At 61.5% G+C, this 25,036-nt stretch carries 27 protein-coding genes; 12 read left to right on the forward strand and 15 right to left on the reverse strand.

The window, feature by feature from the left end:
• Window positions 1-122: 122 nt before the first annotated feature.
• Window positions 123-404 carry a hypothetical protein gene (locus HU767_RS14125; RefSeq protein ID WP_014340169.1) on the reverse strand — a complete coding sequence of 94 codons (282 nt, stop codon included), beginning with the start codon at window positions 402-404 and terminating at the stop codon, window positions 123-125.
• A gap of 414 nt (window positions 405-818) precedes the next feature.
• On the opposite strand from HU767_RS14125, the gene HU767_RS14130 reads away from it, so the two are divergent.
• Window positions 819-1,025, forward strand: coding sequence for a hypothetical protein (locus HU767_RS14130; protein ID WP_058544127.1), 207 nt, complete (start codon window positions 819-821; stop codon window positions 1,023-1,025).
• A 163-nt stretch (window positions 1,026-1,188) separates the two neighbouring features.
• Here HU767_RS14130 and HU767_RS14135 read toward each other — a convergent pair whose 3' ends face one another.
• Window positions 1,189-1,773: a YajG family lipoprotein gene (locus tag HU767_RS14135; protein ID WP_003205489.1), complete on the reverse strand. Its 585-nt coding sequence runs from the start codon at window positions 1,771-1,773 to the stop codon at window positions 1,189-1,191.
• 205 nt (window positions 1,774-1,978) lie between these two features.
• Here HU767_RS14135 and HU767_RS14140 point away from each other — a divergent pair, with 205 nt between their 5' ends.
• Together HU767_RS14140 and mqo are read left to right on the forward strand one after the other, a co-directional pair.
• Window positions 1,979-2,212: a hypothetical protein gene (locus HU767_RS14140; RefSeq protein WP_014340171.1), complete on the forward strand. Its 234-nt coding sequence runs from the start codon at window positions 1,979-1,981 to the stop codon at window positions 2,210-2,212.
• Between the two features lie 738 nt (window positions 2,213-2,950).
• Window positions 2,951-4,456 carry a malate dehydrogenase (quinone) gene (mqo, locus tag HU767_RS14145; protein ID WP_186705027.1) on the forward strand — a complete coding sequence of 502 codons (1,506 nt, stop codon included), beginning with the start codon at window positions 2,951-2,953 and terminating at the stop codon, window positions 4,454-4,456.
• Between the two features lie 63 nt (window positions 4,457-4,519).
• On the opposite strand, the gene HU767_RS14150 is transcribed toward mqo, so the two are convergent.
• From HU767_RS14150 to HU767_RS14160, 3 genes are all read right to left on the reverse strand, one after another.
• A complete protein-coding gene (locus HU767_RS14150) occupies window positions 4,520-4,978 on the reverse strand; it encodes a hypothetical protein (RefSeq protein WP_186729786.1) in 459 nt (152 codons plus the stop codon).
• 189 nt (window positions 4,979-5,167) lie between these two features.
• Window positions 5,168-5,455: a PA4642 family protein gene (locus HU767_RS14155; RefSeq protein WP_186705025.1), complete on the reverse strand. Its 288-nt coding sequence runs from the start codon at window positions 5,453-5,455 to the stop codon at window positions 5,168-5,170.
• A gap of 61 nt (window positions 5,456-5,516) precedes the next feature.
• Window positions 5,517-6,002 (reverse strand): hypothetical protein, encoded by a 486-nt coding sequence (locus HU767_RS14160; protein WP_186729787.1) that lies wholly within the window; start codon window positions 6,000-6,002, stop codon window positions 5,517-5,519.
• Between the two features lie 330 nt (window positions 6,003-6,332).
• Between HU767_RS14160 and dauA the strand changes: the two genes are divergently transcribed.
• Entirely contained in the window at window positions 6,333-8,072 is a 1,740-nt protein-coding gene (gene dauA / locus HU767_RS14165; RefSeq protein ID WP_186705023.1) for a C4-dicarboxylic acid transporter DauA, read from the forward strand.
• 151 nt (window positions 8,073-8,223) lie between these two features.
• Here the strand turns inward: dauA and HU767_RS14170 are convergent, their stop codons facing one another.
• Together HU767_RS14170 and HU767_RS14175 are read right to left on the reverse strand one after the other, a co-directional pair.
• Entirely contained in the window at window positions 8,224-8,697 is a 474-nt protein-coding gene (locus tag HU767_RS14170; protein ID WP_186705022.1) for a WbuC family cupin fold metalloprotein, read from the reverse strand.
• A 3-nt stretch (window positions 8,698-8,700) separates the two neighbouring features.
• Window positions 8,701-9,258 (reverse strand): hypoxanthine-guanine phosphoribosyltransferase, encoded by a 558-nt coding sequence (locus HU767_RS14175; protein ID WP_053125250.1) that lies wholly within the window; start codon window positions 9,256-9,258, stop codon window positions 8,701-8,703.
• A 162-nt stretch (window positions 9,259-9,420) separates the two neighbouring features.
• On the opposite strand from HU767_RS14175, the gene upp reads away from it, so the two are divergent.
• Together upp and HU767_RS14185 are read left to right on the forward strand one after the other, a co-directional pair.
• A complete protein-coding gene (gene upp / locus HU767_RS14180; protein WP_003185330.1) occupies window positions 9,421-10,059 on the forward strand; it encodes a uracil phosphoribosyltransferase in 639 nt (212 codons plus the stop codon).
• A 2-nt stretch (window positions 10,060-10,061) separates the two neighbouring features.
• Window positions 10,062-11,336: a uracil-xanthine permease family protein gene (locus HU767_RS14185; RefSeq protein WP_186729788.1), complete on the forward strand. Its 1,275-nt coding sequence runs from the start codon at window positions 10,062-10,064 to the stop codon at window positions 11,334-11,336.
• A 132-nt stretch (window positions 11,337-11,468) separates the two neighbouring features.
• Here the strand turns inward: HU767_RS14185 and hemH are convergent, their stop codons facing one another.
• Together hemH and HU767_RS14195 are read right to left on the reverse strand one after the other, a co-directional pair.
• Entirely contained in the window at window positions 11,469-12,494 is a 1,026-nt protein-coding gene (gene hemH / locus HU767_RS14190; protein ID WP_186729789.1) for a ferrochelatase, read from the reverse strand.
• A 13-nt stretch (window positions 12,495-12,507) separates the two neighbouring features.
• Complete coding sequence (locus tag HU767_RS14195) at window positions 12,508-13,407, reverse strand: TIGR01777 family oxidoreductase (RefSeq protein WP_186705018.1); 900 nt, start codon at window positions 13,405-13,407, stop codon at window positions 12,508-12,510.
• A 196-nt stretch (window positions 13,408-13,603) separates the two neighbouring features.
• Between HU767_RS14195 and HU767_RS14200 the strand changes: the two genes are divergently transcribed.
• The 6 genes from HU767_RS14200 (at window position 13,604) to HU767_RS14225 (ending at window position 19,365) form a co-directional block, all read left to right on the forward strand.
• On the forward strand, window positions 13,604-14,590 hold the full coding sequence (locus HU767_RS14200) for an NAD(P)/FAD-dependent oxidoreductase (RefSeq protein ID WP_186705017.1): 987 nt from the start codon (window positions 13,604-13,606) through the stop codon (window positions 14,588-14,590).
• A 176-nt stretch (window positions 14,591-14,766) separates the two neighbouring features.
• Window positions 14,767-15,729 carry a DUF523 and DUF1722 domain-containing protein gene (locus tag HU767_RS14205; RefSeq protein WP_186705016.1) on the forward strand — a complete coding sequence of 321 codons (963 nt, stop codon included), beginning with the start codon at window positions 14,767-14,769 and terminating at the stop codon, window positions 15,727-15,729.
• Complete coding sequence (locus HU767_RS14210) at window positions 15,729-16,673, forward strand: MerR family transcriptional regulator (protein WP_186705015.1); 945 nt, start codon at window positions 15,729-15,731, stop codon at window positions 16,671-16,673. The genes HU767_RS14205 and HU767_RS14210 overlap by 1 nt, the downstream gene beginning before the upstream one ends.
• Before the next feature lie 12 nt (window positions 16,674-16,685).
• Complete coding sequence (phrB, locus tag HU767_RS14215; RefSeq protein ID WP_186705014.1) at window positions 16,686-18,137, forward strand: deoxyribodipyrimidine photo-lyase; 1,452 nt, start codon at window positions 16,686-16,688, stop codon at window positions 18,135-18,137.
• Window positions 18,138-18,258: 121 nt separating this feature from the next.
• Complete coding sequence (locus HU767_RS14220) at window positions 18,259-19,032, forward strand: SDR family oxidoreductase (RefSeq protein ID WP_186729790.1); 774 nt, start codon at window positions 18,259-18,261, stop codon at window positions 19,030-19,032.
• Between the two features lie 27 nt (window positions 19,033-19,059).
• Window positions 19,060-19,365 carry a YkgJ family cysteine cluster protein gene (locus tag HU767_RS14225; protein WP_186705012.1) on the forward strand — a complete coding sequence of 102 codons (306 nt, stop codon included), beginning with the start codon at window positions 19,060-19,062 and terminating at the stop codon, window positions 19,363-19,365.
• Window positions 19,366-19,558: 193 nt separating this feature from the next.
• On the opposite strand, the gene HU767_RS14230 is transcribed toward HU767_RS14225, so the two are convergent.
• The 6 genes from HU767_RS14230 to hemA form a co-directional block, all read right to left on the reverse strand.
• Window positions 19,559-20,077 carry an acyloxyacyl hydrolase gene (locus HU767_RS14230; RefSeq protein ID WP_186705011.1) on the reverse strand — a complete coding sequence of 173 codons (519 nt, stop codon included), beginning with the start codon at window positions 20,075-20,077 and terminating at the stop codon, window positions 19,559-19,561.
• Between the two features lie 114 nt (window positions 20,078-20,191).
• Window positions 20,192-20,983 (reverse strand): glutamate racemase, encoded by a 792-nt coding sequence (gene murI / locus HU767_RS14235; RefSeq protein ID WP_186705010.1) that lies wholly within the window; start codon window positions 20,981-20,983, stop codon window positions 20,192-20,194.
• On the reverse strand, window positions 20,976-21,731 hold the full coding sequence (locus HU767_RS14240; RefSeq protein WP_186705009.1) for a molybdopterin-synthase adenylyltransferase MoeB: 756 nt from the start codon (window positions 21,729-21,731) through the stop codon (window positions 20,976-20,978). The genes murI and HU767_RS14240 overlap by 8 nt, the downstream gene beginning before the upstream one ends.
• Complete coding sequence (gene prmC, locus HU767_RS14245) at window positions 21,725-22,555, reverse strand: peptide chain release factor N(5)-glutamine methyltransferase (RefSeq protein ID WP_186705008.1); 831 nt, start codon at window positions 22,553-22,555, stop codon at window positions 21,725-21,727. The genes HU767_RS14240 and prmC overlap by 7 nt, the downstream gene beginning before the upstream one ends.
• 14 nt (window positions 22,556-22,569) lie before the next feature.
• The gene (gene prfA / locus HU767_RS14250) at window positions 22,570-23,652 is read right to left on the reverse strand and encodes a peptide chain release factor 1 (protein WP_186729791.1); all 1,083 of its coding nucleotides are present in this window, start codon (window positions 23,650-23,652) and stop codon (window positions 22,570-22,572) included.
• Window positions 23,649-24,938, reverse strand: coding sequence for a glutamyl-tRNA reductase (gene hemA, locus HU767_RS14255; protein ID WP_186705006.1), 1,290 nt, complete (start codon window positions 24,936-24,938; stop codon window positions 23,649-23,651). Before hemA ends, prfA begins: the two co-directional genes overlap by 4 nt.
• Window positions 24,939-25,036: the final 98 nt, after the last annotated feature.

The following is a 25,036-nucleotide window of genomic DNA, read 5'->3' on the forward strand; positions in this document are numbered from 1 at the left end:
CTGCTTTGCAGCCCAGCGGGAGCAAGCTCCCTCGCCACAAAAGCACTTTTGCCAGGCAATCCTCATTTGCCCTGCAAACACTTTTACAAAGCGATCCTCGATTGCCTTGCAAGGCTACTGCTTCAGAACTGCGTACTGATCCACGACACCAGCAACGCCAGCGCCAGGCAGCCGAAGCCAAACCGGTAGAAAAACCGGTTCATGCGCTGGGTGGCCAGATCCAGCAGCGCTTCAAATCGTTCGTTGCCATCGCGATTGCGGGCTTCAAGGCAGGCCCGCGCCCGTTGTTCACGGCGGCGCGTCGCATGCAGCACCCAGCCGCCCGGGCAGGCAAACAGCAACGCGAGCAAGTTGATCAGTTTGGCGGGGTGGGCAGCGAACAACGAAAGCAGATGCGACGACATCACGAACCTCAAGCGAAAAACGGACGGGACACGTCCGTGGCCTACGAACAGGGCGCGGATTCTACCGAAAGCCTGCCGCCCTGCGCCGTTTTTTCCGACCAGTAACGATCCCCTACGGGATTGGATGCTTTTGTGGCGAGGGAGCTTGCTCCCGCTGGGGTGCGAAGCGCCCCCATGAGCGTAATCAATCAACCGAGACGCCGCAGGGTCAGTTTGGGGCTGCTGCGCAACCCAGCGGGAGCAAGCTCCCTCGCCACAGGAATGTCCCCAAGCGTTCGGGCCGTGTGTGTGTTTTGTTGGGCTGGCCTGATCATTACAGGCTCGGCGATCAGGCCTTGGATTAATTTTCCCAGTCACGGTTTCGTCATCTGATTAGGCCACTCTGTCGCCCTTCAAACCTGCACGGAACCCGTCATGCTGCACGCCGAAAACCAGGATCGTCTCTATCTCATCAGCCCGAGCGACGAACAACAGAACCTCGTCGACAGCTTGTCCTTCAATGTGCAGGACCGCCATTGGCTGGTGTATTGCGCCCTCGGCGGCCATCCACATGCCGACCTGCCGGAGACAGACCTGCTGACCGGGATCAGCGTGCTGGAGTTCTATTCCCAGGCAGCCTGAGAATTTCGCCCATAAAAACCCCCTGTGGGAGCGAGTCGGTGTGGGAGCGGGCTTGCTCGCGAAAGCGTTGTGCCAGTCAACATTCATGCAGCTGGCCCACCGCCTTCGCGAGCAAGCCCGCTCCCACACAAGCTCGCTCCCACAGGGGATAGGGGTTTGTTATTTACTCAGCCAGCACCTGGCCAATGGTCGGGTCCTTGAACAGCCGGGTCAGGGCATCGCTCAAGACATCGCTGACCAGCTTGGTATTGGTGTCCTGGTTAGGTGCCATGCCGAAGCGCTGGTCCAGGGACGCACCGTAGCGACCGCTGTAGCGGCGGTTGGCGTTCTGCACGTCGGAGCGGAAGGTCGCGCCGATGGTGGCTTCGGTCACGTACATGCCTTCCTTGGGCGACTGATACTTCAGCTCGGCCAAGGTCACGGTCAGTTGCGGCGCATTCAAGGCGTTGGCGGTCGGCGTGAAGCCCAACAAACGCACCGCGGCTTCAGCCTGGGCCTGCAGCTTGGGCAGGATCTGCGCGCCCTGCACCGTGATCACGCTGGTTTCCGGATACAGCCCACCGCGGGTGCCGAGTGTCGGCGACGGACGACCGTCCACGACCCGCACCACCACCGGCTGGCCACGACCCACAGGCGCCAGTTGGGCATTGAGCTTGGGCTCCGGGTTAAGTTGTTGCGGGCTGTGGGCGCAGCCGACGAGGGTCAGACTGGTCACAGCGATCAAACCGAACAACAGGCGTTGCAACATGCTCTTCTCTCCAGAATCGGGCACAAACAGGCCGGCAGTATAGCGGTGCGCCATCGCGGTGAACTAGCGTCATACGATGAATACTGAAATGTCTGACACGGGCCGTGATTGCCGGTTCCTGTCACCCCACTGTCACGATCCTTACACCGGTATGTCATGGCCCGCTGTCAGGCTTGCTCCAAGCTTCCTGACCCGGTATCCGCTCATGCGCTTCCTCATTTCGCTGTTCACCCCGCGCCCCCATCACCGCAGCTTCGCCCTGCTCGATCGCAACGGCCGTTGCCAGGCGTTCAAGCAGTGCAGCCTGCAACCCATGGGCGAAGGCTGGGTGGAAATCGATGAGATCCGTCTCAACTGGTTGCACCAGCCATTGCCCGCCAGCGCCCGCGTGCAACCGCTTCGTGCCCGCGCACGCAACCGGCAACTGTTGACCATCTGACCGGACGGCTAATAAAAGTCATTAAACACGACCATTTCCCTGCGTTTCTTCGATACAATCTCCCCCCGATTATAAGGACGTCTCCTGATCGGGCCGCGCAACACCGCTGATGCGCTGGTATTGGCACCCCGCACCGCCCACAGAGAGCCGCCCACACAGATCGAGTGAAGCTGGCGCGCTTGCTGTTCCTCCAGGCAAATCACCACTTTTCGCGAATCTGCAGAGCTGTCATTACGCTCGGTCACTGAGCTGTCTGCCCGTTTTGCCTGTCATGTATTCCATGGGGGCAACCAAACCGGGCGCAGTGCCAGGCTGGGACAGCCCTTTTTTGAGGTTCACGTCTTCAAAAGAGCGTGAAAAAACGGGTTTTCACAACTTCACGAGAGTGTGGCGAGCAAATGAAGAGTTTTGCGTCTGAACAAGCACCATTGGCGTCTGAAACAGCCCAACGACACAGGACCGGATATCGCTCAAGAACCGGCGCCTGAAGCCTGTCCGCTACGGATTTGGTTGCACGAACGGATGTCTCGGCCATAAGTCGAATTGCCTGCCCGGCGCTTAAATGAGTTCATGTGACTCTTGAGGCCAGGCTGCATGCATCCGCAGTAGGTGCGAAAAATTGCGAAGATTCGGACATGGCGATCCTGGCCATGGATCACTGGGGCGCAACTGACCTGCCCCGCCACTCCTGGCCGCTATGCCGACAATTTGGTGCTGCAGATTTTGGAGACGCGTTAAATGGCGCATAACGAAGCAGTCGATGTAGTTCTGGTAGGGGCCGGCATCATGAGTGCCACCCTGGCCGTGCTGCTCAAGGAGCTCGACCCCGCGATGTCGCTGGAAGTCGTCGAGCTGATGGATTCCGGTGCCGCGGAGAGTTCCAACCCGTGGAACAACGCCGGTACCGGCCATGCCGGGCTGTGTGAGCTCAACTACACGCCCCAGGCGGCCGACGGCACTGTCGACATCAAGAAAGCCGTGCACATCAACACCCAGTTCGAGGTGTCGAAACAGTTCTGGACGTACCTGACCCAAAAAGGCACGTTCGGCTCCTCCAAGTCTTTCATCGCCCCGGTGCCACACCTGAGCTTCGTGCAAGGCGAGAAAGGCGTGGCGTTCCTGAAGAAGCGTTTCGAGTTGATGCACCAGCATCACGCCTTCGCCGACATGGAATACACCGAAGACAAGGCCAAGATGGCCGAGTGGATGCCGTTGATGATGCCTGGCCGGCCAGACGATGAAGTCATCGCCGCCACCCGCGTCATGAACGGTACCGACGTCAATTTCGGCGCGCTGACCAACCAGTTGCTCAAGCACCTGACCAGCGCCCCGGATACCCAAGTCAAATACTGCAAGCGCGTTACCGGGCTCAAGCGCAACGGCAGCGGCTGGACCGTGAGCATCAAGGACGTCAATTCCGGCAGCACCCGCGAAGTCGACGCCAAGTTTGTATTCCTCGGCGCCGGCGGCGCGGCGCTGCCGCTGCTGCAAGCCTCGGGCATCGAGGAAAGCAAGGGCTTCGGCGGCTTCCCGGTCAGCGGCCAGTGGCTGCGTTGCGACAACCCGGAAGTGGTCAAGCACCACCAGGCCAAGGTCTACAGCCAGGCCGCCGTGGGTTCGCCGCCCATGTCGGTGCCGCACCTGGACACCCGCGTGGTCGACGGCAAGAAATCCCTGCTGTTCGGACCCTACGCCGGTTTCACCACCAAGTTCCTCAAGCACGGCTCGATCATGGACCTTCCGCTGTCGGTACGTGCCGGCAACATCGGCCCGATGCTGGCCGTGGCCCGGGACAACATGGACCTGACCAAGTACCTGATCAGCGAAGTGATGCAATCCATGGAACAGCGCCTGGAATCCCTGCGCCGCTTCTACCCCGAGGCGAAAGCCGAAGACTGGCGCCTGGAAGTGGCCGGCCAACGGGTACAGATCATCAAGAAAGACCCGAAGAAAGGTGGCGTCCTGCAATTCGGCACCGAACTGGTGGCGGCCAAGGACGGCACCCTCGCCGCCCTGCTCGGCGCATCGCCGGGTGCATCGGTGACCGTGTCGATCATGCTGGAACTGATCGAGCGCTGCTTCCCGGACAAGGCCAAGGGCGAGTGGGCTACCAAGCTCGCGGAGATCTTTCCGGCACGGGAAAAAGTGCTGGAAACCGACGCGGCGCTGTATCGCAAGATCAATGTGCAGAACAACATTGCGTTGGAGTTGGTCGAAGACAGCAAGGCGCACAGTTACGCCTGATACCTTGCCGTTAATATAAAAAGCCTCCCGTGCAAAACGGGAGGCTTTTTATTTTCCGCGGTTTTATTTCATGGTGAATTTGATGCGTGTTCCACCGTTGCGAACGTAGCCGTCATAATCTTCAACATCAATCAATTGAGCGACGCAATAATCCGTCGGCTCTGCTTTGACCCAACGACGATAAGGCATTGCCCCTTCACTGACCGGTGTTCGTGCGACATGCCCAAAGCTGAAATGGCAGGTGCGACTGTCTTGCGTGTAGCTGAGGGCCTCTCGCTCGGCGCGCGATTGGGGCAGATAGTACGTCAGCTCCTGGCTCTCACCCGGGACTATCCAAAAATTGTGGCCCGAACTGGCCCAATAATCAGTCCAGCTAAAGCCGCTACCAGGAATAATATCGTCTACCGTGGCATTGTGAATTTCGACATTGACAACTTCATCCCGCGCGTAGGAAGCGGAACTTGCCAGACACGCCGCCAAGGACAACAGCACGCCGGCGATATACTTTTTTTGATCTTCCATGATACATACAACTCCATTAAGAAAATGACGTAAAAGCCACTTGGCTTCGAACGCAAAAGTAATGGAATTTCAAATAAAACAGAACAGCCCGAATGGTGACATAACCTTTCAGAGCGATCTGTAAATAAAAAAGTTAGTTGCATACAAGCGGAATATTCAACGCTCCGAAGAGCGTTGATAGGCGTTGATTCAGCCGCGCGCCTTGTTGATCAACTCGATGTATTCCTCGGCATTACGCTGGTCCTTGATCAGCGCAACGAAATCGTTGCCGTGCTCATCCTTGCCATCGAGGTCATGGCCGGCCTCGACGAAGAACGTCAGGAAGCGCTCGAAATCGTCGACCCGCAGGCCACGGTAGGCCTTGATCAGTTTGTGCAACGACGGCGAAGTGGCATCGACCGGTTCGAAATTGAGGAACAGCTTGATCTGCTCGTCGCCAATTTCGTCGCCAATCACTTGTTTCTTGTCTTTACGCATTGCCGGCTCCAACTCGCACAATTCACGGGGCGGGCAGTTTACCCCCGGCAGGCCCCGGGGCTCAACGCGGGCGTTCGGCGCCGGTGTGCAGGTCGGCCCAGATATGGCCGTTGGCGTAAGTGAGGAACTGCACATAAACCGTGTTGTTGCGCAGCAGATCGATGACCACCCGGTACTGGGCCTGTGGATAAGACAGCGTCAGGGTCTTGCTCGCCTCATCGAAGACTGGCTTCTTCAGGCTTTTGCTTTCGCCGTCGAAGTTGAGGATCACCTGGCTGACGGTCGCTCCTTTATTCAAGGGCTTGCCCTTGAGACGGACCAGCAGGGGCGAAGTGACCGGGATCGGTTGCTGGTTGGACTGGCGCTGGTTACCCAGCACCACCGAATATTCGGTCACTTGCAGCAACTGCTGCTGTTCAGGTTGTTCCTGGCGCACCACCAGGTCATCCGGTGGCAGGAACTGGCTGTGCATCGGCGCGGCCACGGCCGTCAAAGGCAGACTGGCGATCAACAACAAAATGGCGCAACGGCGGATCGATACACGCATGGCAAGCTCCAGGGTCTTGGCCGGGCACTCTAGCATGAGCACCGGCGGTAAAAATAAGCGATCCGGATCAATACATCCGGGCAGCGGGCGCGGCATACTCAAAGAGCCATCAGCGTCGATCTCACTGGCGCATGCCCGTGTGGCGAGGGAGCTTGCTCCCGCTGGGTGGCGCAGCCGCCCCAAACAACAGGCGACTGCGATTCCCCTGGCAAACCGCGTCGACCCGTTTTACGACGGCTGCGCAGCCGAGCGGGAGCAAGCTCCCTCGCCACAGGGATCGTTGTTCGGCAGATCCAGATGTAACGCCCGTTCATTTTGTGTGGAGTGCCCATGTCTTTTTCCGCCCCACCGCTGTTCGCCGCCTGGCGCCAAACCTGGCGGGCCGGTTACACCCTCGAACGCCTGCGCGGCGATCTGGTGGCCGGGCTGACCGTCGGCATTATCGCCATCCCCCTGGCCATGGCCCTGGCGATTGCCGTCGGCGTGCCGCCGCAGCACGGCCTGTACACGGTGTTGGTGGCAGCGCCGCTGATCGCCCTCACTGGCGGCTCACGCTTCAACGTGAGCGGGCCGACAGCGGCGTTCGTGGTCATCCTGCTGCCCATCACCCAGCAATACGGCCTGGGCGGCCTCTTGTTGTGCACCATGCTTGCCGGCCTGATCCTGATCGCCCTGGGCCTGATGCGCGCCGGCCGTTTGATCCAGTACATTCCCTACCCGGTCATCCTCGGTTTCACCGCGGGCATTGGCGTGGTCATTGCCACCTTGCAACTGAAGGACCTGCTGGGGCTGACCACCGCAGGCCAAGCCAAACACTACATCGAACAACTGGGGGAATTGCTCGTGGCGCTGCCCGGTGCCCGTCTCGGCGATGGAGTCATCGGCGCCGCGTGCCTGGCGGTGCTGATTGCCTGGCCGCGCTGGGTGCCCCGGGTGCCTGGGCATCTGGTGGCCCTGCTGGTGGGTACGCTGCTTGGGCTGGCGATGGAAAGCGGCGGATGGCCGATCGCGACGCTGGGCGAACGGTTCAGCTACGTTGTCGATGGCATCGTTCACCCAGGCATCCCACCTTTCTTACCGAGCTTCGACTGGCCCTGGAACCTGCCGGACGGCCAGGGGCATCGGTTGATCCTCTCCTATGACCTGATCCGCCAACTGCTGGCGCCCGCCTTTGCCATCGCCATGCTCGGCGCCATCGAATCCTTGTTGTGCGCGGTGGTGGCGGATGGCATGACCGGCAGCAAGCACGACCCCAACGCCGAGTTGATGGGCCAGGGCCTGGGCAATTTGGTGGCGCCGCTGTTCGGTGGCATCACCGCCACCGCCGCCATTGCCCGCAGCGCCACCAATGTGCGCAGCGGCGCCTCTTCACCGCTGGCCGCGATTATCCACAGCCTCGTGGTGCTGGTGGCGATTGTGCTGCTGGCGCCGCTGTTCAGTTATTTGCCCATGGCCGCACTGGCCGCGCTGTTGGTGATGGTCGCCTGGAACATGAGCGAAGCCGGGCATGTGCTGCACACCCTGCGCATCGCCCCGCGCAGCGACGTACTGGTGCTGCTGACCTGCCTGGGCCTGACGGTGCTGTTCGACATGGTCCTGGCCGTCGCAGTCGGCCTGCTGCTCGCCGCCGGGCTGTTCATCAAGCGCATGAGCGAACTGACCGACAGTGCCGAACTGCCGCGCCACTTCCACCAGGCCCTACTGGACATGCCCGAACATGTACGCTGCTACGGGATCCGTGGGCCGCTGTTCTTCGGCGCGGCGGAAAAGGCCCTGGATGTGCTGCGCCGGTTCGACCCGGGCGTTCGTGTAGTGGTCGTGGACATGAGCGCCGTGCCGATGCTGGACATGACCGCCCTGGCCGCGCTGGAAAATATCCTGAAGGATTACCGCAAGCACGGCATCGGCCTGATCCTGGTGGCGACTGCGCCCAGGGTGCGCCTGAAACTGCGCCGCGCCGGCATTCATCGCGAACAACGTCAGTTGGCGTATGTGCAGACCTTGGAGCAGGCGCGGGTCAAGAGCGAAAAATGGCTAGCCGGTAGCGCGACTCAAGCAAGGCTGGCCTGATCTGTAGCAAGGGAGCCTATGTGGCGAGGGAGCTTGCTCCCGCTGGGCTGCGTAGCAGCCCCTTGGGGTGGAGTTGTGCAATTGCAGGTGGGTGCTCCGCACCCAAGCGGGAGCAAGCTCCCTCGCCACAAAAGCTCTCAGGCCACAGGTGCTAGGCGAATTGGGCGCGCATCCAGGCGTGGTATTGCGCTACGCCAGGCTCGCCTTCGCGGGGCGCCCAATGGGCCAGTTCGCCCTCGCCCACGGGCCGGTAAGGGCCGGCCTTGCATTCGAACATCAGGCTGTCGGCTTCCAGCACCACCAAGCCGTGGTACACGCCAGCCGGCAAGTCGACGCCGAGGCAATCGCCGCCGGCCTGCAGGATGCGCTTGTCCACCACCGCACCGGCCTGGTCAAAAATCAACACCCCCAATCGGCCCTTGAGCACCAGCAAGGTTTCCGCCTTGTCGGCACTCAGGTGACGGTGCGGCGGGATGTAGGTGGAAGGCTGCAAACCCACCGCCATGCGATGGCACGGCTCATCCATCCCATGGAAATTATGGTGCTGCCGCCCGCGAGGATTGGCCGCGGCTTTCTCGGCCAACTCATCGAACAGCGCTTGTTCCAGAAAGCTTGGCCGAGTCATCGATTACATGCCCTTGACGGCGAAGATGCCATTGGCGTTGCGCCAGTAACCTTTGTAGTCCATGCCATAACCGAAGATGTAGCGGTCGATGCATGGCAGGCCGACGAAATCGGCTTTCAAGTCCGGCCGCGCCTTGCGGTCATGGTCCTTGTCGATCAGCACGGCGGTGTGCACGGCACGGGCGCCGGCGTGTTTGCAGAAGTCGATGATTGCGCCCAGGGTGTGACCTTCGTCGAGGATGTCATCGATGATCAGCACGTCGCGGTCGATGAACGAGACTTCCGGCTTGGCTTTCCAAAACAGATCGCCGCCGCTGGTTTCGTTGCGATAACGCGTCGCGTGCAGGTAGGACGCTTCCAGGGGGAAGTTCAGGTAGGTCAACAGCTTGCCGGAGAAAATCAGCCCGCCGTTCATCACGCAGAACACCACCGGATTGGCATCGGCCAGTTGCTCGTTGATTTGCGCACCGACACGGGCGATGGCCGCTTCGACTTCGGCTTCGGTGTACAGGCAGTCAGCCTCTCGCATGATTTGACGGATATGCTCGAGATCAGCGGACATGGCGCTCTCCAAGGGGCAGGGTTCGGAAAAGCCGGCAAAGGTACGCATCCCGCCCGGCCAGATCAAGCGTTTGTGGACTAACGTTCTGTATTGTCTATAGGACAACACCCTCGGATAGATTAATCTAGGCCGGTTTTTTTGCCCGCCGCCGGAGCCTTCCCCATGCCCATCCTCGAGATCCGCCACCCGCTGATCAGACACAAACTCGGCCTGATGCGCCGCGCCGATATCAGCACGAAGAACTTCCGTGAACTGGCCCAGGAAGTCGGTGCCCTGCTCACCTACGAAGCCACCAAGGACCTGCCGCTGGAGTCCTACGAAATCGACGGCTGGGCCGGTACGGTCCAGGTCGAGAAAATCGCCGGCAAGAAAATCACCGTGGTGCCGATCCTGCGCGCCGGCATCGGCATGCTCGAGGGCGTCCTGAGCCTGATCCCCGGGGCCAAGGTCAGCGCCGTGGGCGTGGCTCGCAACGAGCAGACCCTGCAAGCGCACACCTACCTGGAAAAACTGGTGCCGGAAATCGACGAGCGCCTGGCGATGATCATCGACCCGATGCTCGCCACTGGCAGCTCCATGGTCGCCACCATCGACCTGCTGAAAAAAGCCGGTTGCCGGGACATCCGCGCCATGGTGCTGGTCGCGGCCCCCGAAGGCATCAAGGCCGTGCAGGACGCCCACCCGGATGTGACCATCTACACCGCGTCCATCGACCAGAAACTCAACGAACATGGCTACATCATCCCGGGCCTGGGCGATGCCGGCGACAAGATCTTCGGCACCAAGCAGAAGGACGCTTGAGCATGCAAGACGAGTTCAACGATCCGCTCTGGCGCCAGATCCTGTCCGGTGCCCAGATGCTGTTCGTCGCCTTCGGCGCGCTGGTATTGATGCCGCTGATCACCGGGCTGGACCCTAACGTGGCGCTGTTCACCGCCGGCCTGGGAACGATCCTGTTCCAGGTCGTCACTGGGCGCCAGGTACCGGTGTTCCTGGCCTCGAGCTTTGCCTTCATCACCCCGATCATCCTCGCCAAGGGCCAGTTCGGCCTGGCCGCGACCATGGGCGGCGTGATGGCGGCGGGTTTCGTCTACACCTTCCTGGGCCTGGCGGTGAAGATCAAGGGCACCGGGTTCATCGATCGGCTGCTGCCGCCGGTGGTGATTGGCCCGGTGATCATCTCCATCGGCCTGGCCATGGCGCCGATTGCCGCCAACATGGCGATGGGCAAGGCCGGCGACGGCGCCGAGCTGATTCATTATCAGACCGCGATGATGATTTCGATGCCGGCCCTGCTCACGACCTTGATCGTCGCGGTGTTCGGCAAAGGCATTTTCCGCCTGGTGCCGATCATTTCCGGCGTGCTGGTGGGCTTTGCCATGGCGTTTTTCTTCGGTGTCGTGGACACCGCGAAAATCGCCGCCGCGCCATGGTTCGCCCTGCCGGCGTTCACCGCGCCGGAGTTCAACTGGCAGGCGATCCTGTTCATCGTGCCGGTCGCCCTGGCGCCGGCCATCGAGCACATCGGTGGGGTGATTGCCGTAGGCAGCGTGACCGGTCGCGACTACCTGAAAAAACCCGGCCTGCATCGCACGCTGCTGGGTGACGGCATTGCCACCACCACCGCCGGCCTGTTCGGCGGCCCGCCCAACACCACCTACGCCGAAGTGACCGGCGCGGTGATGCTGACCAAGAACTACAACCCGAAGATCATGACCTGGGCGGCGATCTTTGCCATCAGCCTGGCGTTCATCGGCAAGTTCGGCGCGCTGCTGCAAAGCATCCCGGTGCCGGTGATGGGCGGGATCCTGTGCCTGTTGTTCGGTTCGATTGCGGCGGTGGGCATGAACACGCTGATCCGCCACAAGATCGACCTGGGCGAGGCGCGCAACCTGGTGATCGTTTCGGTGACGCTGGTGTTCGGCATCGGCGGCGTGCTGGTGGGCACCGGCACCGGCCCGGACGACTTCGGCCTCAAAGGCATCGCGCTGTGCGCGGTGGTGGCGATCGCGCTGAACCTGCTGCTGCCGGGTAATGACGGTTGGAAGCAGAAGAAGGTGGATGAGCCGCTGATTTAAAAGTTCTGTTGTCTGACAGGCCCTCTTCGCGAGCAAGCCCGCTCCCACACTTGATCCTCAGCGTACACAAACTTTGTGAACGACAAAGATCCAATGTGGGAGCGGGCTTGCTCGCGAAGGGGCCGCTGAAATCTACAGAGCTATCGGCGCCCGTTCGCAGAGGGTACTCAACGCCTTCGCCCACTGCGGCTCATCATTGAGGCAAGGCACCAACACCAATTCATCCCCTCCCGCTTCGCGGAACTGCTCGCGGCCGCGATCGCCGATTTCCTCCAGGGTTTCAATGCAGTCGGCGACGAACGCCGGGCACATTACCAACACCTTCTTCACGCCGCTTTTAGCCAGCTCCTCCAAGCGCGCCTCCGTGTAGGGTTCGATCCACTTGGCCCGTCCCAAGCGCGACTGGAACGACACCGACCATTTGCCGTCCGCCAGCCCCATGCGTTGGGCGAACAGTTCGGCCGTACGGATGCATTGCGCGCGGTAACAGGTGGCCATGACCTCCGGCGGCGCGTTCTTGCAGCAGTCGGCATCCTTGAAGCAATGGAACCCCGTTGGGTCGAGCTTGGTCAGGTGCCGTTCCGGCAGGCCGTGAAAACTCAACAACAGATGATCGTGTTCCTGCATCAGGTACGGCTTGGCGCTGGTGACCAGGGCGTCGAGGTATTCCGGCTGATCGTAGAACGGCTGGAGGATCGAAAACTGCACATCGAGTTTCTTTTCCCGCACGACCCGCTTGGCCTCCTCGATCACCGTGGTCACGGTGCTGTCGGCGAACTGCGGGTACAACGGCGCCAAGGTGATCTTCTTGTGTCCCTGGCTCGCCAGCCGCACGAGCGCCGATTCAATGGACGGCTCGCCATAACGCATCGCCAGTTCCACCGGGCCCTGGGTCCACTGCGCGGTCATGGCCTGTTGCAGCCGGCGACTGAGCACCACCAGCGGCGAACCCTCCTCCCACCAGATCGAGGCGTAGGCATGGGCCGACTGCTCGGGACGCTTGATCAGGATCAGCGATACCAGCAAGCGCCGCACCGGCCATGGCAGGTCGATGACATACGGATCCATCAGGAATTGATTGAGGTAGCGGCGCACATCGGCCACCGAGGTGGAGGCAGGCGAACCCAGATTCACCAGAAGCAACGCGTGATCGGTCATGCAACGTCCTATTTCAAAGGCGGCTGGACAAGTCTTCCAGGGCCGCGGGCAAATCAGTGAACCGGAATGTGAAACCCGCCGCCTGCAATCGGGCCGGCGTGGCGCGCTGGCCGCCGAGCAACAGCAAGGACAATTCCCCCAGCGTGACCTTCAGCGCAAGCTCCGGCATCGGCACCACGGCCGGCCGATGCAAGACGCGCCCCAGGGCCTTGGCAAAATCGCGGTTGCGCACCGGGTTCGGCGCGCACGCATTATAAGGACCGCTGGCATCGGTGCGGTGCAGAAGAAAATCAATCAGGGCGATTTGATCGTCAATATGAACCCATGGCATCCACTGCCGACCATTGCCGATACGCCCGCCCAGCGCCAGTTTGAACGGCAGCAGCAGCCGCGACAAAAAGCCGCCCTCGGCAGACAGGACCAGGCCGGTACGCACCAGCACCACGCGCAGGCCCAAGGCCTCGGCCCGCTGCGCGGTTTCTTCCCAGGCGATGCACAACTGGCTGGCGAAATCTTCGCTCACCGGCCCCGACTCCTCGGTCAACTCACGCTCGCCACCATCGCCGTACCAACCCACCGCGGAACCGGAAATCAACACCTGCGGTTTCTGCTCGCAACGCCCCAGCCACGCCAGCAAAACTTCCGTCAACGTGATGCGACTGCTCCACAACAGCATCTTGCGTTTATGGCTCCAGGGACGGTCGGCAATCGGTGCTCCCGCGAGGTTGACCACCGCATCCACCGGCTCGTCAATTTCGTCGAGCCTGGCGACGCCCCGCACCGATGTCCCGCAGATTTTCGCCACCTCTTCGGGTCGACGACTCCATACCGTCAAGCGATGCCCCTGCTGCAACCAGAGGCGGCAGAGCTGACGTCCGATCAAACCAGTACCGCCGGTCAGCAATATGTGCATGAGATGTTCCTCGCATCGCGTTTTACCCGGCCCATTAGTCTATTTTTATAGGTAGGGATTTTTCGTATCGGACAGGGTCTGTGTTTAACAATAGGACAACCTGTCCAAACGCGAACGGTAAAACTTATACCAAAAACCAAAATTGTACAGGTTTAATCGACGGCGTAGTCTGTACAGAAAGGTAAACGAGGCCCTCATGACTGTACCTATCGCAATCATCGGCACCGGCATCGCCGGACTTTCAGCCGCCCAGGCCCTGACGGAGGCCGGGCATGTCGTTCAACTCTTCGATAAAAGCCATGGCAGTGGCGGACGCATGTCGAGCAAGCGCAGCGATGCCGGCGCGCTGGACATGGGCGCGCAATACTTCACCGCTCGCGACCGCCGCTTTGTCACGGAGGTCCAGCGCTGGCAAGCCAACGGCTGGGCCGCGGAATGGAACCCGCAGCTCTACAACTTCCAGAATGGACAATTGAGCCCATCGCCGGACGAGCAGACCCGCTGGGTCGGCACCCCGCGCATGAGCGCCATCACCCGCGCCTTGCTCGACAAGCTGCAAGTGCAGTTTTCCTGCCGGATCACCGAGGTGTACCGCGGCCAGGAACATTGGCATCTGCAGGACGCGGAAGGTTTCACCCATGGCCCCTTTGGCCAAGTGGTGATTGCCACACCCGCGCCCCAGGCCACCGCGTTGCTGGCGGCCGTACCGAAACTGGCTGCGGTGGCCGCCGGCGTGAAGATGGACCCGACCTGGGCCGTGGCGCTGGCTTTCGAAGCACCGTTGGATACGCCCATGGAAGGCTGCTTCGTGCAGGACAGCCCGCTGGACTGGCTGGCACGCAACCGCAGCAAACCGGGACGCGACAGCAAACTCGACACTTGGGTACTGCACGCCACCAGCGACTGGAGCCGGCAGCACATCGACCTGTCCAAGGAAGCGGTGATCGAACACCTGCACGGCGCGTTCGCTGAGCTGCTGCACAGTGCGATGCCCGCCCCGAGCTTCAGCGTGGCCCATCGCTGGCTCTACGCCCGCCCCGCCGGCAGCCACGAATGGGGCGCCCTGGCCGATGCCGACCTGGGCCTGTATGTATGCGGCGACTGGTGCCTGTCCGGCCGGGTCGAAGGCGCATGGCTCAGCGGCCAGGAGGCAGCACGCCGCCTGCATGCCAGCCTGCAATAAGATCGCGCGTTAGCGCTCGTCATCCGCTGCTGTCGAACGAGACAGCAGCCTGCCTGCGACACTCATTGCGTCAGTCCCTTCGATAAATCCAATTGACTTGCACACATTCGGACCTATGATGGAAATATTGTACAGAGCAAAAAATCTGTACAAGATTTAGCTATCAGAGGTCGCCCATGTCCAAAGCAGCCATCGCCAAACCCAGAATCGCCATCAGCGCCTGCCTGATGGGGGCTGAAGTTCGCTTCAATGGCGGGCACAAGCAATCGCCATTGTGCAGCCGCACCCTCGTCGAGTACTTCGATTTCGTGTCGGTGTGCCCTGAAGTCGCTATCGGCCTGGGTATTCCTCGCGAACCGATCCGCCTGGTGGGCGACCCCGAACACCCCGAGGCGCTCGGCACGGTGAATCGCGACCTCGACGTGACCCGGCCACTGGCCGACTACGGGCGGCAGATGGCGGGTGAACTGGATGACATCTGCGGCTACATCTTCATGCAGAAATCGCCCTCCTGCGGACTGGAGCGGGTCAAGGTCTACGACCACAACGGCGTGACCCAGGACGGCGGCGGGCGCGGCATCTATGCCCAGGCCTTTTGCGAACGCCATCCCGACCTGCCGGTGGAGGAAGACGGTCGCCTCAACGACCCGGTGCTACGGGAAAACTTCCTGACCCGGGTGTTTGCCTATGCCGCCTGGCAATCCCTGCGCCGCCAGGGCCTGACCCGTCGCGACCTGATCGAATTTCACTCGCGCTACAAATACCTGCTCATGGCCCACAACCCGGAGCAGTACAAGGCCCTGGGCAAACTACTGGGCACCATGGGCAAGGCCGATGCCAACGAGCTAGGCCCACGCTATTTCAGCGCATTGATGGCCGCCCTGAAGAAATGCGCCACCCGCCGCACCCACACCAACGTGCTGCAACACCTGAGCGGGTATCTCAAGCGCGACATCGACGCCGAGGACAAACAAGAGGTGCAGCACCTCATCGGGCAATATCGCCTCGGCATCGTGCCCTTGGTAGTGCCGCTGACATTGCTCAAGCATCACCTGCGCCAGCACCCCGATCCTTACCTGGCGCAGCAGGTCTACCTGCAACCGCACCCGGAAAACCTTAGCTTGCGAAACGCTATCTAATGAAGAACGACCCCGACGCCAGCGCCCGCGAAGACTTGGGGGCCGATTTTGCCCAGGCCTTGGCCCAAGGCTGGCTGCCCATTCGCGAAGTCGCCCGGCAGACCGGGGTCAACGCCATCACGCTACGGGCCTGGGAGCGCCGGTACGGCCTGATCGTGCCGCACCGCACACCCAAGGGTCACCGACTGTTCAATGCCGAGCATGTACAACGGATCCGGAACATCCTCACGTGGATCGATCGTGGCGTTGCGGTGAGCAAGATCAAGCCGTTGCTGGACACACCAGCGCCGACCGAAACCACACAGCCGGCGGAGAACGACTGGCAGCGTCAGCGCCACGCCTTGGTGCTGGCGGTGACGCAACTGGCCGAGCGCCAGGTCGATGACCTGATCAACCAGGCGATGGCGCTGTATCCACCCTGGACCGTGTGCGAGCAATTACTCCTGCCATTGCTGGCCGACCTGCACCTGCGCTGGCAAGGCCAGTTCGGTGCGCAGTTGGAACGCGTCTTCCTGTACTCGTGGCTGCGCAGCAAGTTCGGCAGCCGGATCTATCACAACAACCGCCAACTGCGCGGCGCGCCCCTGTTGCTGGTCAATCAATCGGACCTGCCCCTGGAGCCGCACCTGTGGCTCACCGCCTGGCTGGCCAGCAGCGCCGATTGCCCAGTGGAAGTGCTCGACAGCCCGCTCCCGGCGGGCGAGCTGGCCCTGGCGGTCGAACGTCTCAAGGCCCGTGGCGTCCTGTTGTATTCCAGTCACGCCCTCAACCTGTCCCAACTGCCCAGGCTATTGGGCGCAATTGATTGCCCAATCATCATTGCCGGCCCAGCCGCGTCGATCCACCACGCCCGGCTATCCACAGGCGTCTCGATGATCGAGGTGTCCTGGGCCGAAGACCCGCTATCGGCTCACCGCGAACTGAGTCGCCGAGAACTCCTTTAGATGAAGAACAGCATGCGATTGATCTGGCTGCGCAGCGACTTGCGCCTGCGCGACAACACCGCCCTGGCGGCCGCCGCAGCCCAAGGGCCTTGCGTGGCGGTGTACCTGACCAGCCCCGAGCAATGGCGTGCACATGATGACGCACCGTGCAAGATCGATTTCTGGCTGCGCAACCTCGGCGCGTTGAGCGCGGCCCTGGATGAATTGAACGTCCCGCTCTTGATCCGCGAGGCAGCGCATTGGCACCAGGCTCCGCACGTGCTGCTCACGCTATGTCGCGAACTGAACATCAGCGCCGTGCATGTCAATGAAGAGTACGGCGTGAATGAAACGCGACGCGACGCCGAGGTCGCCCATGCCTTGAATGACCAGGGCATCGAGTTTCACAGTCACCTCGATCAACTGCTGTTCAAGCCCGGCAGCGTGCTGACCAAGACCGGCAATTATTTCCAGGTGTTCAGTCAGTTCCGCAAGGTCTGCTACAACCGCCTGCATTTCTCATTGCCGAGCCTGGTCGCCACACCGCCGCGGCAGGCGCCCACCGGTATTGCCCGCGACCCGGTACCGATGCAAGTCGATGGATTCGCCCCGCCCAGTGAAGCATTGCGCGCCCTCTGGCCCGCCGGTGAAACCGAAGCCCGGCGGCGCCTGGACAGTTTTGTCGACCAGCACCTCGACGATTACCAGCACGAACGGGACTTCCCGGCCCGGCCCGGCACCAGCCAACTCTCGGCGTACCTGGTGGCTGGGGTGGTGTCGCCGCGTCAGTGCCTGCATGCAGCGCTGCAAGCCAACCAGGGAGAATTCGAAAGCGGAAGTGCCGGTGTTGTGACCTGGATCAATGAATTGCTCTGGCGTGAGTTCTATAAACATATTCTGGTGGGCTATCCGCGCGTGTCGCGTCATCGCGCGTTCCGCCCGGAAACCGAGGCGCTGGCGTGGCGCAGGGCCCCCGCGGAACTGGAGGCCTGGAAACAGGCGCGCACCGGCTTGCCGATCATTGATGCGGCCATGCGCCAATTGATGGAGACCGGCTGGATGCACAACCGTTTACGGATGGTCGTGGCCATGTTTTTGACCAAGAACCTGTTGATCGATTGGCGCGAAGGCGAGCGCTTTTTCATGCAGCACCTGATCGACGGCGACTTGGCCGCCAACAATGGCGGCTGGCAATGGAGCGCCTCCACTGGCACCGACTCGGCGCCCTGGTTTCGCATCTTCAATCCGTTGAGCCAGTCGGAAAAATTCGATCGCGAAGGATTATTCATCAAACATTGGTTACCTGAGTTGAACGATCTCGATAAACGAAGTGTCCACCGCCCTAATGTGCAAGGCGAATTGTTTGGCAATACAAACTACCCGGCACCGATTGTTGATCTGGCCCAGTCCCGGGCACGGGCGCTGGCAGCGTTCAGAAGCCTGCCGACGCGACAGGACGCAGCCCTTGAAGGGACGGGCGATTAGCGAACATGAAATTACCGGTCTCCGGGATGCATTATTTATCCGATGACATATAGTCTTACTAATCGCAGGAACTCGACTGAAGCGGTGTATCAGAGCCCTGCGCAAGCGAAAGGAGTATGGAATGGGTGTACGACCGCCACGGCGCTACTGGCTTACCGGAGCTGGAAACGGAATCGGCGCTTCGTTGGCTGAAGCGATACTCGAGACGGGTGCCTACCTGGCCGTCAGTTCGAACTCGGCCCGATCCTGCGAAACCCTTTCGATACGTTATCCCGGACAGGTGCTGATAGCGCCCGGCAATTTGACCGACAGCCAGACCGTGCGCGAGATCGGCGAACACATCACTCGACAATGGGGCGCGCTGGATCAGGTGATCCTCAATGCCGGCACGGCTGAGTACGTTGACGGGCAGCCCGCCGATCACACATTGATCGAGCATATCGTGCGCAGCAACCTGCTGGCCGCCAGTTTCTGCATCGAAGTGGCCATGCCCTTGTTACGCGCCGGGATTGAATCTCATCTGGTGGGTATCGCCAGCCTGGCAACCTACCTGCCGCCTTCGCAAATCGAAGCGGGGGGCAACGGGATGCGTCATCTGTTCGAATCGGCTCGGGCAGAGCTGGCCCCCGCCGGCATCGATGTGACGTTGGTGCACCCGGGGTTCGACGACCCATCGCTGGAGCCCGACGATTGTTTCCCGGCCCCGTGCCACTGGTCGCCAGAGGAAGCCGCGCGACAGGTGCTGGATCATTTGGTCGAACGTCCCCGGGAAGTTGCGCTCCCCATTGCCTCCATGACCGGGCTCTGGCCCCTGCCCTCATCCACCGAAACCCTGCAAGCCGACTCGGGCTCATGCCAGGCAAAAAACGGCAGTCCGATCAAGGGACGCCCCTGAGCCGCCGATTGCCTTACACTGCGCACCATGAAAACCATCCCCCTCCATGAAATCCAGGCACCGGCGGTTACGTGCTCGACGTGCGCGGCGTGCTGCTGTCAGTTGGAAGTGATGCTGATCACCGACACCGGGGTCCCGGAGCGTTTTATCGACACGGACGATTGGGGTGGGGAAGTGATGCTGCGGCTTGACGACGGATGGTGCGCTGCCCTGGATCGCGACAGCATGATGTGCACCATCTACGAAAAGCGCCCACTGATCTGCCGCGAGTTCGAGATGGGCGCACCGGAATGCTTGGAAGAACGCCAGGGCATTGCCACGGCGTATCGGTAGAAGATGCTCGGCTTTTGAGGGCATGCAGCGCTATTCACTCAGCAGGATGATAAACCTGTGGCGAGGGAGCTTGCTCCCGCTTGAGTGCGAAGCGCTCATAAAATAGGCTGCTGCGCAGCCAGCGGGAGCAAGCTCCCTCGCCACAATGAATCAAACAACCCTTAAGTGAGCAACATTGCCAAGGGTTCGAGCTTTACAGCGGCATCGTGTAATGCAGCGCGTAGCTTTCCACACCGTCGTTGGTCGACTTGATACCCGCGTTGGAGTAGTGAGTGGCGCGAATGCCCACTTCATGCCCACCATTGAAGCGCAGGCCGAACCCGATGCGATCTTCGAACTGGAAGGCCGTGCCGAGCTTGTTGTCTTCCACTTGGGTATTGGCGAACAACGCGACACCGACACCTGCCTCGATGTAAGGCTTCACGTTCTGGCCGGAAAATTCGTACACGAACACGGGCGAGAACGACAGGCTGTGGTTGCTGGATGCTTCGTCCCCGTCCCAATAGGTATAGGCGCCGCTCCAGTAGCCGGTCAGGCGGCCGACGTCACTTTGCAACCAGCTCTTGTCCCAGTCGAACTGCATGCCCAGGCGATAGGTCATGGTCGAGTCGCTGGTCTGGCCCACCCCAAACTCCACACCCGCTGCCTGCGCAGTGTAAGTGTGCCCCAACAACGCAGCCGCAAACGCGGCAAAGCAGAATAAGCGCTTCATTAGAAACATCCTTTTCCGAACAGACTTAGTCGATTTTGTTACAAACACTCAAAGCTATAGAAATCCACGCTAAAACAGAAGTTCAGCAGGAATTACCTAATTTTCACGTTTTTTTTACAGCTCGAAGCTTCGCACAACGCCAGACGAATGCCATAGCGTTGGTAGGATTTTTCTTAGATGTATCGGATCGGCACTCGTCCAGAAGTGCGTTTCGCTGGCAGGTCCTTCAGACAACAACCCTCGCTCAATCAACAGGCGTTGAAGTTGCCGGGCCACCGCCGCCCCCGTGTCGATGAGGCTGATATGTTCAGGAATCATCCTCTCGAGCAATGGCTTGAGGAACGGATAGTGCGTGCACCCCAGGATCAGCGTATCGCAACCGGCCGCCAGCAACGGCTCGATGTACTGGTGCAGCAGTTGATACAGGGCTGGGCTTTGCAGGTCACCCGTTTCGATCAGTTCCACCAAACCCGGACACGGCTGCGTGATGACCCGCACATCGCTGGCGAAACGGTCGAGCAGCGCGGCGAACTTGGCGCTCTGCAAAGTGCCGGTGGTGGCCAATACGCCGACGATACCGCTGCGGGTTGCGGCGGCCGCCGGCTTGACCGCCGGCTCCATGCCAACGATGGGCCACTGGGGAAAATCACGGCGCAGGTCGGCAACGGCAGCCACCGTTGCGGTGTTGCAGGCAACGACCAACGCCTTGGCGCCCTGGCCCAGGAGAAAGTCAGCAATGATCGCGCAGCGTTGCCGGATGTATTCCGGGGTCTTTTCGCCGTAGGGAATATGCCCACAGTCTGCCACGTACAACAGCGACTCATTGGGCAGCAGTCGACGGATCTCCCCCAGTACCGACAGCCCGCCGACACCTGAGTCGAGCACACCGACCGGCGCTTCACTCATGTGGATCACCGCAGACGCTGCAACCTGGGTCACGCTTGACCCGCAGCTCACGGAACCGTGTACCCAAGGCATCGATCAACAGCAGACGCCCCACCAGCGGTTCACCGAAGCCGGCGAGCAACTTCAAGGCTTCAAGGGCTTGCAAGCTGCCCACCAAGCCCACCAGCGGCCCGATCACGCCGGCTTCGCTGCAGGTCAGCTCGGCTTCGCTGCCGTGGCCGTAGAGGCAGTGGTAGCAAGGGCTTTCGGGGCGGCGCGGGTCGAAGACCGACAACTGCCCTTCCAGGCGAATCGCCGCGCCACTGACCAACGGTTTGCCCGCCGCGACACAGGCCGCGTTCACCGCTTCGCGGGTCGAGAAGTTGTCCGAGCAGTCGAGCACCACATCCACCGCCCCGACCGCCGCGGCCAGGCTGTCTTCGTCCATGGCCGCTCGGTGAGGCACCAACCGAACCTCGGGGTTGATCGCCCCCAGGCGCCGCATCGCCGAATCGACCTTGCTCAGGCCGACGCTGTCGGTGTCGTGGATGATCTGGCGTTGCAGGTTGGTCAGGTCGACGCTGTCGAAATCCGCCAGGTGCATCTCGCCCACGCCAGCGGCAGCCAGGTACAACGCTACCGGGGCGCCGAGCCCGCCGAGCCCGATGATCAACACCCGGCTTTGCTTGAGACGCAACTGGCCGTCGATGTCGACGTGCTGCAACAGAATCTGCCGGCTGTAGCGCAACAGCTCCTGATCGTTCAGCACGGCAGGCACCCCAGACTGATGCGTTCATGAGCGCCGAGGTCCTTGCGGCTGTGGACTTGCGTGAAACCTTGGGCGCTCAGCAAATCGCGCACCGCTTCGGCCTGATCGTATCCGTGCTCTAGCATCAGCCAGCCACCCGGTTCCAGGTGAGCCGGGGCCTCGGCCACGATCTGGCGCAGATCGTCGAGCCCGTCGGGCCCGGCCACCAAGGCACTGGCCGGCTCGAAACGCACGTCGCCCTCGGCCAGGTGCGGATCGCTGGCCGCAATGTACGGCGGGTTGCTGATGATCAACTGGAAACGCTCGCCTTCCAAAGCGCTGAACCAGTGGCTGCTCAACACCGTAACGTTGCGCAGGTCCAGGCGCTGGCGATTGCGTTCGGCCAAGGCTACGGCTTCCAACACCCGGTCGACCGCCGTGACCTTCCAGGCCGGGCGCTCGCTGGCCAAGGCCAGGGCAATCGCGCCGCTGCCGGTGCCCAGGTCCAGGACCCGGGCCGGTGTTGCCGGCAACAAGGCCAACGCGGTTTCCACCAGCAGCTCGGTGTCGGGACGCGGGATCAGGGTATGGGGCGCGACTTCCAGGTCGAGCTTCCAGAAGCCTTGTTGCCCAAGAATGTAGGCCACCGGCTCGCCGGAACGCCGCCGCCGCAGGTATTCGGAGAACAGCAACGCCGCCTCGCTGGGCACGATCCGCTCCGGCCAGGTGTGCAGGAAGCTGCGGGACTTGCCCAAGGCAGCGGCCAGCAACAACTCGGCGTCCAGCCGTGGCGTGGGTGAATCCGGCAGTTCGGCGGCGCGTAACAGACTGGCGATGATGGTCATTTATTCACCTGTGCTCACTCGCCAATCGCCGCCAACTGGTCGGCCTGGTATTCGGCCAACAAAGGCTCGATCACCGCATCGACACCACCGGCAAGGATCTCGTCCAGGGAATACAGGGTCAGGTTGACGCGATGGTCGGTGACCCGGCCCTGGGCGAAGTTGTAGGTACGGATCCGCTCGGAACGATCGCCCGAGCCGACCAGCAACTTGCGCTCGCTGGCGATGGCGTTGGCGGCGGCACTGGTCTGTTGGTCGTTGAGCTTGGCCGACAACCAGGCCATCGCCCGCGCACGGTTCTTGTGCTGGGAACGTTCTTCCTGGCACTCGACCACGATGCCCGAGGGCAAGTGCGTGATACGGATCGCCGAGTCGGTCTTGTTGACATGCTGGCCGCCCGCGCCGGAGGAACGGTACGTGTCGACCCGCAGGTCCGCCGGGTTGATCTCGATGGCTTCCTGTTCGTCCGGCTCAGGCAATACCGCCACGGTGCAGGCCGAGGTGTGGATGCGCCCCTGGGATTCGGTGGCCGGCACGCGTTGCACGCGGTGGGCGCCGGATTCGAACTTCAGCTTGCCGTAGACATTGTCGCCCTCGACCCGGGCGATGACTTCTTTATAGCCGCCGTGTTCGCCCTCGTTCTCCGAGAGAATTTCCACCCGCCAACCGCGACGCTCGGCATAACGCGAATACATGCGGAACAGGTCGCCAGAAAAAATCGCCGCCTCGTCGCCGCCGGTGCCGGCACGGATCTCAAGGAACACGTTGCGCCCGTCATTCGGGTCCTTGGGCAGCAGCATGCGTTGCAGGCTGCTTTCCAGTTCGAGCAATTGCTCCTTGGCTTCGCGGACTTCCTCCACGGCCATTTCACGCATGTCCGGGTCGCTGTCCTTGAGCAGCGCCTGGGCGCCTTCGAGATCGCCCTGCACTTTAAGCAACTGTTTATAAGTGGTAACAATCGGCTCGACTTCCGCGTATTCCTTGGAATAGGTGCGGAATTTGTTCTGGTCGCAAATGACTTCGCCATCGCCCAGCAAGGCGGTCAGTTCTTCGAAACGGTCCTGGAGGATGTCCAGTTTGTTGAGCAGTGACGCTTTCATTGCGGTTTTTTATCCGAAAAGCTATCCGGTGAGCCCTCACCGAGGGCAAAGAGTTCCTGGGCCATGGCCAGCGCATCGAGGCGGCCCTCGGCGGTCAGCTTCTTGAGCTGGACACTGGGGGCATGGAGCAATTTGTTGGTCAGGCCGCGGGCCAGTTGCACCAGCACCTCTTCGGCACTACCGCCGTTGGCCAGCAGGCGCTGGGCCTTTTGCAGCTCCTCGTCGCGCAGGCGCTCGCTCTGTTGACGATACGCCTTGAGCACATCCACCGCAGCCAGCTCGCGCAGGCGCACCATGAAGTCCTCGGCGCCGACACTGATCATCTCCTCCGCCGCCTGGGCCGCGCCCTGCCGGCTCTTGAGGTTCTCGGCGACCACCTCGTGCAAGTCGTCGACGCTGTAGAGGTAAACGTCGTCCAACTCGCCGACTTCCGGCTCGATGTCCCGGGGAACGGCGATGTCCACCATGAAAATCGGCTTGTGCTTGCGCAGCTTCAGGGCACTTTCCACGGCGCCCTTGCCAAGAATCGGCAACTGGCTGGCGGTGGAACTGATGACGATGTCGCTGTGCACCAACTCGGCGGGAATGTCCGACAGCAGCACCGCATGGGCACCGAACTGTTCGGCCAGGGTACTGGCCCGTTCCAGGGTGCGGTTGGCAACGACGATACGTTTCACACCCAGGTCATGGAGATGGCGGGCGACCAGGGTGATGGTCTCGCCGGCGCCGATCAGCAGCGCCTGGCTGCGTTGCAAATCACTGAAAATCTGTTTCGCCAGGCTGACCGCGGCAAACGCCACGGACACCGGGTTCTCGCCAATGGCGGTGTCGGTGCGCACCTGTTTGGCGGCGTTGAACGTCGCCTGGAACAGGCGCCCCAGCAGCGGGCCGACGGTGCCGGCCTCGCGGGCCACGGCGTAGGCCGACTTCATCTGGCCGAGAATCTGTGGCTCGCCCAGCACCAGCGAATCGAGCCCCGAGGCGACGCGCATCATGTGACGAACGGCCGCATCGTCTTCGTGCACATAAGCACTGGCGCGCAGCTCTTCAAGGCTCAAATCATGGTATTCGGCCAACCAGCGCAACACTGAATCGGACGAAACGTGATCCTGTTCTATATAGAGCTCGCTGCGATTGCAGGTGGAGAGGATCGCAGCTTCGCGGCTGTCGGTCAGTCGGCAGAGCTGCTGCAAGGCCTCGACCAGCTGCTCAGGCGTAAAGGCCACGCGCTCGCGGACGTCTACTGAAGCAGTCTTGTGGTTGATACCGAGTGCAAGGAAGGCCATTCAAGGTCGCTGATGGTGACGTGAAGCCGGCAATTGTCCTACTTCGTCAGATCCAGAACAACTACTCCATCTCTATCGCCCGGCCCTGGAGGGTAAAT

It is taken from the genome of Pseudomonas sp. SWRI179 (assembly GCF_014268705.1).
GTDB classification, from domain to species: Bacteria; Pseudomonadota; Gammaproteobacteria; order Pseudomonadales; family Pseudomonadaceae; genus Aquipseudomonas; species Aquipseudomonas zanjanensis.

Excerpts from the sequence above, each read along its gene's own strand:
- HU767_RS14125 (WP_014340169.1), bottom strand. The coding sequence starts at position 404 with ATGTCGTCGCATCTGCTTTCGTTGTTCGCTGCCCACCCCGCCAAACTG.
- HU767_RS14130 (WP_058544127.1), top strand. The coding sequence starts at position 819 with ATGCTGCACGCCGAAAACCAGGATCGTCTCTATCTCATCAGCCCGAGC.
- HU767_RS14135 (WP_003205489.1), bottom strand. The coding sequence starts at position 1,773 with ATGTTGCAACGCCTGTTGTTCGGTTTGATCGCTGTGACCAGTCTGACC.
- HU767_RS14140 (WP_014340171.1), top strand. The coding sequence starts at position 1,979 with ATGCGCTTCCTCATTTCGCTGTTCACCCCGCGCCCCCATCACCGCAGC.
- mqo (WP_186705027.1), top strand. The coding sequence starts at position 2,951 with ATGGCGCATAACGAAGCAGTCGATGTAGTTCTGGTAGGGGCCGGCATC.
- HU767_RS14150 (WP_186729786.1), bottom strand. The coding sequence starts at position 4,978 with ATGGAAGATCAAAAAAAGTATATCGCCGGCGTGCTGTTGTCCTTGGCG.
- HU767_RS14155 (WP_186705025.1), bottom strand. The coding sequence starts at position 5,455 with ATGCGTAAAGACAAGAAACAAGTGATTGGCGACGAAATTGGCGACGAG.
- HU767_RS14160 (WP_186729787.1), bottom strand. The coding sequence starts at position 6,002 with ATGCGTGTATCGATCCGCCGTTGCGCCATTTTGTTGTTGATCGCCAGT.
- dauA (WP_186705023.1), top strand. The coding sequence starts at position 6,333 with ATGTCTTTTTCCGCCCCACCGCTGTTCGCCGCCTGGCGCCAAACCTGG.
- HU767_RS14170 (WP_186705022.1), bottom strand. The coding sequence starts at position 8,697 with ATGACTCGGCCAAGCTTTCTGGAACAAGCGCTGTTCGATGAGTTGGCC.
- HU767_RS14175 (WP_053125250.1), bottom strand. The coding sequence starts at position 9,258 with ATGTCCGCTGATCTCGAGCATATCCGTCAAATCATGCGAGAGGCTGAC.
- upp (WP_003185330.1), top strand. The coding sequence starts at position 9,421 with ATGCCCATCCTCGAGATCCGCCACCCGCTGATCAGACACAAACTCGGC.
- HU767_RS14185 (WP_186729788.1), top strand. The coding sequence starts at position 10,062 with ATGCAAGACGAGTTCAACGATCCGCTCTGGCGCCAGATCCTGTCCGGT.
- hemH (WP_186729789.1), bottom strand. The coding sequence starts at position 12,494 with ATGACCGATCACGCGTTGCTTCTGGTGAATCTGGGTTCGCCTGCCTCC.
- HU767_RS14195 (WP_186705018.1), bottom strand. The coding sequence starts at position 13,407 with ATGCACATATTGCTGACCGGCGGTACTGGTTTGATCGGACGTCAGCTC.
- HU767_RS14200 (WP_186705017.1), top strand. The coding sequence starts at position 13,604 with ATGACTGTACCTATCGCAATCATCGGCACCGGCATCGCCGGACTTTCA.
- HU767_RS14205 (WP_186705016.1), top strand. The coding sequence starts at position 14,767 with ATGTCCAAAGCAGCCATCGCCAAACCCAGAATCGCCATCAGCGCCTGC.
- HU767_RS14210 (WP_186705015.1), top strand. The coding sequence starts at position 15,729 with ATGAAGAACGACCCCGACGCCAGCGCCCGCGAAGACTTGGGGGCCGAT.
- phrB (WP_186705014.1), top strand. The coding sequence starts at position 16,686 with ATGCGATTGATCTGGCTGCGCAGCGACTTGCGCCTGCGCGACAACACC.
- HU767_RS14220 (WP_186729790.1), top strand. The coding sequence starts at position 18,259 with ATGGGTGTACGACCGCCACGGCGCTACTGGCTTACCGGAGCTGGAAAC.
- HU767_RS14225 (WP_186705012.1), top strand. The coding sequence starts at position 19,060 with ATGAAAACCATCCCCCTCCATGAAATCCAGGCACCGGCGGTTACGTGC.
- HU767_RS14230 (WP_186705011.1), bottom strand. The coding sequence starts at position 20,077 with ATGAAGCGCTTATTCTGCTTTGCCGCGTTTGCGGCTGCGTTGTTGGGG.
- murI (WP_186705010.1), bottom strand. The coding sequence starts at position 20,983 with ATGAGTGAAGCGCCGGTCGGTGTGCTCGACTCAGGTGTCGGCGGGCTG.
- prmC (WP_186705008.1), bottom strand. The coding sequence starts at position 22,555 with ATGACCATCATCGCCAGTCTGTTACGCGCCGCCGAACTGCCGGATTCA.
- prfA (WP_186729791.1), bottom strand. The coding sequence starts at position 23,652 with ATGAAAGCGTCACTGCTCAACAAACTGGACATCCTCCAGGACCGTTTC.
- hemA (WP_186705006.1), bottom strand. The coding sequence starts at position 24,938 with ATGGCCTTCCTTGCACTCGGTATCAACCACAAGACTGCTTCAGTAGAC.